Raw genomic sequence first — 7,609 nt, 5'->3', positions numbered from 1 at the left:
ATATAATGCGGCGCCTCTTTCACTATATTGAATTGATCACGGGAATGGATATACTCATATAAACCCCAGGTGGTGCATACTAATACATGATCATCGCGGGTGCGCAGCATGCTGTAAATAAACCCACTGTGCAGTTGGTGCGGGCCGTCGCCCGGCGCATAATGCCGGATAAATTTCCCGCTGGGAATATCCATGATATCAAGTCCATGCTCGAAAGTGCCTATCCAGAGCGAATCTCCTGAAACCATCAACCCGTGAAGATTGGTATGTGATAATCCCGGTGCATGTTTAGCTAAAGGTTTGATAGCAGAAAAACGGCCGTCCGCCGGTGTGAATTTATTCAGTCCGCCGTCTTCTGTGCCTATCCATAAATGGCCATATTTATCGGGGTGTATTTCCCTCACCGCATTACCGCTGAGAGAAGAAGCAGCACCCGTTTTTGGGAACATCTTTTCGAAGTAAGTATAAGGTTGGGGAAAGTAGTTGGCGCCGCCAAAGTAAGTGCCTACCCATATGCCGCCTTCTTTATCTTTATAAATATTATATATGGCATTATCAGAAACGGAGTAAGGATCATCATAACTTTTTTTCAGGTTGATGACCTTAGCGGTTTTAATATGATAAATATAAATGCCGGACTCTGTGGCAATCCAGTATTCATCACTGTTGTGGCGGATAATATCCCTGGCATACAATTCTATGCCCGTGGTGTCCCTGGTAAAGAAATCTTCGTAGGTACGTGTCCGTGCGTTGAACAGTTTCAGGCCCTGGCCCGCTGTACACACCCATACGGTATCGCTGCCCATAGGCACTATTTTCTGGATGGCGTAGGAATTGGGTTTGCCGGAATGTGAAAACAATGAATAAGTGGTGAAATTATTTTTGTTGTAATTATAAACGCCCATATATCCTCCGCCGGAGGCCAGCCATACCCGCCCCTGGCCATCTACACAAACAGAGGTGGCATCTGTAAAACCGGGCACTTCCGTTAAGCTGCCGGTAGCAGGCTGGTAGCGGAACGGGCGTCCTGCAGCAACGATCCAGATATTTCCCTGCCGGTCTTTTGTAATCGAACGGACTTCCCCCTGTACTTTCCTGTTCAATTCACGGAACTGCTCATTGCTGGGATTATACACAAATACGCCTCTGTCTGATCCCACATATAACATCCCGTCGTCATCCTGGAACAGGCAAAGCACATAATTGCCGCCAATACTTCCCGGCTGCTCTGTTCGCCGGAATACCCGGAAATTGTAGCCGTCGAACCGGTTTAAGCCATATAATGTTCCAAACCACATAAAACCCTGCTTGTCTTGTAATGTGCAGATAACGGCGTTATGCGACAGGCCGTTTTCTACCTGGTAATGCACAAAGCCGGGCGATTGCCCGCATAGCGCTTCGCTTGCCAGCAGCAGGAGGAACAGGATATAATGGCGGATTTTTAGCATGTGTTTGTTTAGTGGAAACCCTAAAACTAATGTTTTTCGGCTAAAACCCACCACGGTCCGGCTAAAAGTCAAAATGATACAAAAGCGAGAAAAATTGAGATAAATGGGCAAACAAGTATCCGGTGGATAGTCGTTCTTTGAGAAGCGTGAAATGTACGCTTAAATAAGCCATCTTCTAAATCCGTGTTATGAAAGGTAGCCAACTACTTTCATTGATATTTTGTCTGTTCATCAGTGGTTTATGCCGCGCAACAACTGCGGATACCACTGGTATGTTCAAGAATCCCTTACTGGCCTCCGGCCCTGATCCCTGGGTGGTAAGACACAACGGTGCATATTATTATATGCACACCAACGGCCATAGCCTGGTAATGAGAAAAACAAAAAGTATGTCGGCCCTGGCCCAGTCAGCCCAAAAAGTGATCTGGAGGCCGCCGGCCAAAGGCCCCAATGCAAGGGATATCTGGGCGCCTGAACTGCACCGCCTCAACGGGAAGTGGTATGTGTACTATACCGCAGGATCATCAGACAGTATTCATCCGCAGCATACTTTCGTATTGGAAAATACTGCAGAAGATCCTATCACCGGCAACTGGACGGATAAAGGACAAATTGCAGATCCCGTTCACCCGCAGCACTTCGCCATTGATGGTACCGTTTTTCAATATAAGAAACGCTATTATTTTATCTGGAGCGGGCATAACGGAAAAGATGCCGTACAGCGACTTTATATCGCTCCTATGAAAGATCCGTGGACGCTGGCCGCTGAAAAAGTGGAGATATCCGCACCACAATACCCGTGGGAACAAAACGGTATCAATGAAGGACCGGAAATCCTCCTGAATAAAAAAGGGGATGTATTCCTGGTTTTCTCCGCCTGCGGCTGCTGGACGGAGAACTATACACTCGGCATCATGAAATTGAAGCCCGGCGCGGATCCTATGGTGCCGCAAAACTGGACTAAATCACCGGATCCTGTACTGAAAAGCAAACCGGAAAATGGCGCCTACGCACCAGGGCATAACGGTTTTTTTAAGTCGCCCGACGGTAAGGAAGACTGGATCATCTATCACGCCAACTCAAAAGCAAACCAGGGTTGTGGTAACCAACGTAATCCACGTATACAAAAGATCAGCTGGAATGCCGATGGCACCCCGTTTTTTGGCGACCCGGTGAAAATAAATACATGGATCAAAGATCCTTCAGGAGAATAAAATCACTTTAAGAAAATATATGAAAAAGAAGTACCTATTTTTTGCACTGGCACTTGGATTGGGCAGCAGTACAGCAATAGCGCAACAACAGGATTGGAAAATGGTAGGAGGAAAGATCGCTTCCTCCTGGAGCGAACAGGTATCACCGTCAGCTACTTTACCAGAATACCCGCGTCCACAGCTGGTTCGCGGCAACTGGAAAAACCTGAATGGTTTGTGGAATTATGCCATCAAAGCAAAAGAAGAAAATCAACCTGCAGCCTGGGATGGTAAAATACTGGTACCTTTTGCAGTTGAATCAGCACTGTCTGGCGTGGGCCGTACTGTTGGAAAAGACAGTACGCTGTGGTACAATACTACACTGGCGCTGCCTTCCGGCATGCAGGGTAAAAGAATATTACTTCACTTTGGCGCATCCGACTGGCGCACTACCGTATATGTAAATGGTAAGGAAGCAGGTAGCCACGAAGGCGGCTTCGATCCTTTCACCTTCGATATTACCTCCCTGGTGAAAAAAGGTAAGCAGGAGATCGTGGTAAAAGTATGGGATCCCACTGATGATGGAGACCAGCCAAGAGGTAAGCAGGTAAAGCGCCCGGAAGGAATATGGTATACGCCCGTAACCGGTATCTGGCAAACAGTATGGGTAGAAGCCGTGGCTGATACCTATATCGCATCTACCAAACAAACACCTGATATCGACCAGCAAACACTTACTGTAGCCGCCAATGTGGAAAACGCAAAAGCAGGCGATGAAGTAAAGGTAACCGCTTACGACGGCGGTACCAAAGTAGCCGAAGGCGTGATCAGCGGCGATAATGCTGTACTGAAAATAGCATCGCCTAAATTATGGTCGCCCGAAAGCCCTTTCCTCTATAACCTCACGCTCACGGTTACACGTAAAGGTAAAGTGATCGATGAAGTGAAAAGCTATTTTGCCATGCGCAAATCTTCTATTGGTAAAGATGCCAATGGTATAGAGCGTATGCTGCTGAATAACAAATTCGTATTCCAGTACGGCCCGCTGGATCAGGGCTGGTGGCCCGACGGCTTATACACTGCTCCTACCGATGAAGCATTGAAGTATGATATCGTACAAACCAAAGCCATGGGCTTTAATATGATCAGGAAACATATTAAAGTAGAACCGGCGCGCTGGTATTATTACTGCGATCAGCTGGGAATGCTGGTATGGCAGGATATGCCAAGCGGCGATCTTGGAAACGGCTGGGAGCCACGCCCCGGTATCATTGGCCGCGGTTCCGACCAGAAACGTTCCGCTGAATCAGAAGGCTACTACCGCAAGGAATGGAACAGTATCATCGACGAACTATACAACTATCCTTCTATTGTAGTATGGACACCGTTTAACGAAGCATGGGGACAATTCAAAACAGTGGAAATTGCAGAATGGACCATGAAGAAAGATCCTTCCCGCCTCGTGAATACCGCCAGTGGAGGTAACTTCTATCCTGTAGGCCATATCATTGACCTGCATAACTATCCTGAACCTGCAATGCCGGATCCTGCTATCTATGGCGACAAACGCGCCATCGTGCTGGGTGAATTTGGTGGACTCGGTTTGCCGGTGAACGGACATGTATGGCAACAGAAAGATAACTGGGGTTACCAGAGCTTCAAAAATGAAGAAGATCTGTTTAAACGGTACAGTGGGTTTACCGACCGCCTGGAAACGCTGATCAGGCAGGGATTATCTGCCGCCGTTTACACCCAGACCACTGATGTGGAAGTGGAAACAAACGGGCTGATGACCTACGACCGCAAAGTACAGAAGATGCCGGTAGAAAAACTGAAAGTGATTCATCAGAAGTTATATAACCCGGCTTTGGTAACTATAAAACCATAATAATGAAAAAGCGAAAGTTGTTTGGCTTATTGATGCTTTCTGCTTTTTTTGCTGGTCTTATCCCGGCGGATGCTGCGCATCTGCCGGGCGCCAGGGCCGACACTTTTGTAGCACCGGTGTATACAACATTGCCACTGGGCGCCGTAAAGCCGCAGGGATGGTTGTTGCACCAGCTGCAGATCATGCGCAACGGTACCAGCGGCCATCTCGATGAAGTATACGGCAAAGTGAAGAACGACAACGGCTGGCTTGGCGGGAAAGGCGATGGCTGGGAAGAAACTCCCTACTGGCTGGATGGCGCAGTGCCGCTGGCTTACCTGCTCAACGACGACACACTGAAAAACAAAGTACTCCGCTATATCAACTGGACCCTGGACCACCAGCGCCCTTCCGGTTATTTTGGCCCCATCACTAAAGTGGAACGGGAAAAAAATATACCCATTAGCGTTAGCAATGCTGCAGATGGCGACGACTGGTGGCCAAAGATGGTAATGCTGAAAGTACTGCAACAATATTATACGGCCACAAATGATACCCGTGTTTTACCTTTTATGACGCGGTATTTTCATTATCAGCTGGAGGTGTTAAAAACCTGCCCGCTTGGTAAATGGACAGAATGGGCCACCTCCAGGGGCGCCGAAAATGTAATGGTAGCACAATGGCTGTATAGTATCAATAAAGATAAAAAGCTGCTGGAACTGGCCGCCCTGCTGCAATCACAGGCTTTCACCTGGAGCAGCTGGCTGGGCAACCGCAGCTGGGTAATAGACGCCGCTGCACAACAGAACGACCAGCACTGGATGCGTCGTCACGGCGTGAACGTAGGCATGGGCCTGAAAGACCCGGTGATGAATTACCAACGCACCGGCAACAAAAAATACCTGCAGGAGCTGCATACCGGGTTTACCGATCTGATGAACCTGCACGGGTTGCCAATGGGCATCTTTTCTGCAGACGAAGATCTTCACGGTAACGCACCTACGCAGGGAACGGAATTATGCGCGGTGGTAGAGGCGATGTTTTCCCTGGAAGAAATCATCGGCATTACCGGTGATCCCTTATACATGGATGCACTGGAACGAATGACCTTTAACGCATTACCCACCCAAACCACAGACGATTACAACAACAAACAATATTTCCAGGTAGCCAACCAGGTAAATATCAAAAGAGGCGTATTCAATTTCTCGCTGCCGTTCGACAGGGAAATGAACAATGTACTGGGTATGCGCAGCGGTTACACCTGCTGCCTGGCCAATATGCACCAGGGCTGGACAAAATTTGCCACACATCTCTGGTACGGCACTGCCGGCAATGGCCTGGCGGCACTTACTTACAGCCCTAATGAAGTGACTGCAAAAGTGGGTAAGAATAATACGCCTGTTACCATCCGCGAAGTGACGGGTTATCCTTTTGAAGACCAGGTGCATTTCCGCATAGGCACACAAAAAGCCGTTGCATTTCCACTGGAACTGCGCATCCCCGCATGGTGCGATGAGGCCACTGTACTGCTCAACGGTGAAAAGCTGCGCACCGCAAAAGGTGGCCAGGTAATTACCGTAAACCGCAACTGGAACAACAACGACCAGCTGGTATTGCAACTGCCTATGCAGGTGCGTACTTCCAACTGGGGCCGTAATTCACGTACTGTAGAAAGAGGACCACTCGTATATGCATTGAAGTTAGAAGAGCAATGGGAAAAAGGTCATGATGAAGCAGAAGGCGATTACTTCAGCGTTTACCCCAAAGGAGAATGGAACTACGGCCTGCCGGAAAAGATTATCCGCGAACCGGCTAAATACCTGCAGGTTAGCACCGTAAAACCTGTAACAGACACATTTGTATGGAACCTGGCAAACGCCCCTGTAGCAATTACCACCACAGGTAAACAAATTCCTGAATGGAAACTTGTAGATGATGTAGCACCGCAACCTGTAACAGACAGGAACGGTATTTATAAAGGCAAAGTAAGTGATAAAGAAACCAATATTACCCTGGTGCCCTATGGATGCACCAAGGTGAGAATCGTAGCATTTCCGGTAGTGAAGTGAGCAACAGCCCTGGGCATATTCAACCAAAACGACAGTTATGTAAGACTGATAATTTAAAAAGACCACACAAAAATTTGTTATGAAAAAACGATTACGTTTCCGCGATTCAATCCGGAAAGTGATACCGGGCCGCTATTGCCGGCTGTTTACGGTATTGTTACTTTCCCTTGGTCTGGTAGCCCATGCTGCCCCTGCAGATATGGTGATTACCGGTAAGGTAACAGATGATAAAGGGATACCATTAGTAGGCGTAACGGTGAATGTAAAAGGTACCAACAAAGGAACCGCTACTGATGGCGCCGGTAATTATTCCCTCTCTGTTCCTGAAAATAACGCTGTACTGGTATTTTCTTATGTAGGATTTTTAAAACAGGAAGTGCCGCTCAGCGGTAAAAAAGTGGTGAACGTACAACTGGAAACTGATAGCAAAGGATTGGGAGAAATAGTAGTGGTGGGGTACGGTACACAAAAGAAAGAATCGCTCACAGGCGCTATCTCCGGCGTTACCAGCAAAGATCTGGAAAGAGTGCATGCCTCTACCGTGAGCGCTACCCTGGCGGGTAAAATTCCCGGTGTGTCTTTCCGTATGCCCGATGGCCGGCCCGGTGCAGGCGCCAACATCCAGATCCGTAACTTCGGAAATGCCCTGTATGTAATTGACGGGATACAGAAAGATGCAGGCCAGTTTAATAACATTTCCCCCAACGACATTGAAAGCATTACCGTGCTTAAAGATGCTTCTGCAGCCATCTACGGGGTAAGGGCCGCAAATGGGGTAGTGGTGGTAACTACCAAAAGAGGTAAAATGGGCGCGGGAAATACGATTAACGTAGACGCCTATACGGGATGGCAGAACTGGTCCAGGTTCCCCAAAACAGTAAACGCCTATGAATGGATGCTGGGTAAAGCAGATGCAGAAATGAATGACGAGAACCCGCATACAGACATCACCAGGGAAGAGCTGGAAAAATGGAAAGCCGGAACAGAAAAAGGATACAGGAGTTTCGACTGGTACGACTTTATCATCAA

Annotated in this window: 5 protein-coding genes; 4 read left to right on the top strand and 1 reads right to left on the bottom strand. The window is 48.0% G+C overall.

The annotated features are described in order from the left end of the window. Nucleotides 1–1,448, bottom strand: a 1,448-nt coding sequence (locus VN105_RS02035) for a ligand-binding sensor domain-containing protein (RefSeq protein ID WP_325637424.1), incomplete at its 3' end; no start/stop codon positions are given. A gap of 272 nt (nt 1,449–1,720) precedes the next feature. Here VN105_RS02035 and VN105_RS02030 point away from each other — a divergent pair. The 4 genes from VN105_RS02030 to VN105_RS02015 all read left to right on the top strand — a co-directional run. Then, nucleotides 1,721–2,662: a glycoside hydrolase family 43 protein gene (locus VN105_RS02030; RefSeq protein WP_325637422.1), complete on the top strand. Its 942-nt coding sequence runs from the start codon at nt 1,721–1,723 to the stop codon at nt 2,660–2,662. 19 nt (nt 2,663–2,681) lie between these two features. Then, entirely contained in the window at nt 2,682–4,529 is a 1,848-nt protein-coding gene (locus tag VN105_RS02025; RefSeq protein ID WP_325637420.1) for a glycoside hydrolase family 2 protein, read from the top strand. A 2-nt stretch (nt 4,530–4,531) separates the two neighbouring features. Further along, nucleotides 4,532–6,580 (top strand): beta-L-arabinofuranosidase domain-containing protein, encoded by a 2,049-nt coding sequence (locus tag VN105_RS02020; RefSeq protein ID WP_325637418.1) that lies wholly within the window; start codon nt 4,532–4,534, stop codon nt 6,578–6,580. 79 nt (nt 6,581–6,659) lie between these two features. Next, nucleotides 6,660–7,609: TonB-dependent receptor plug domain-containing protein (locus VN105_RS02015; protein ID WP_325637416.1), on the top strand; the 950-nt coding region annotated here is incomplete at its 3' end.

The sequence above is a fragment of the Chitinophaga sp. genome (assembly GCF_035564935.1).
Classification (GTDB): Bacteria; Bacteroidota; Bacteroidia; order Chitinophagales; family Chitinophagaceae; genus Chitinophaga.
This window is presented reverse-complemented; position numbering and strand designations above follow the sequence as displayed.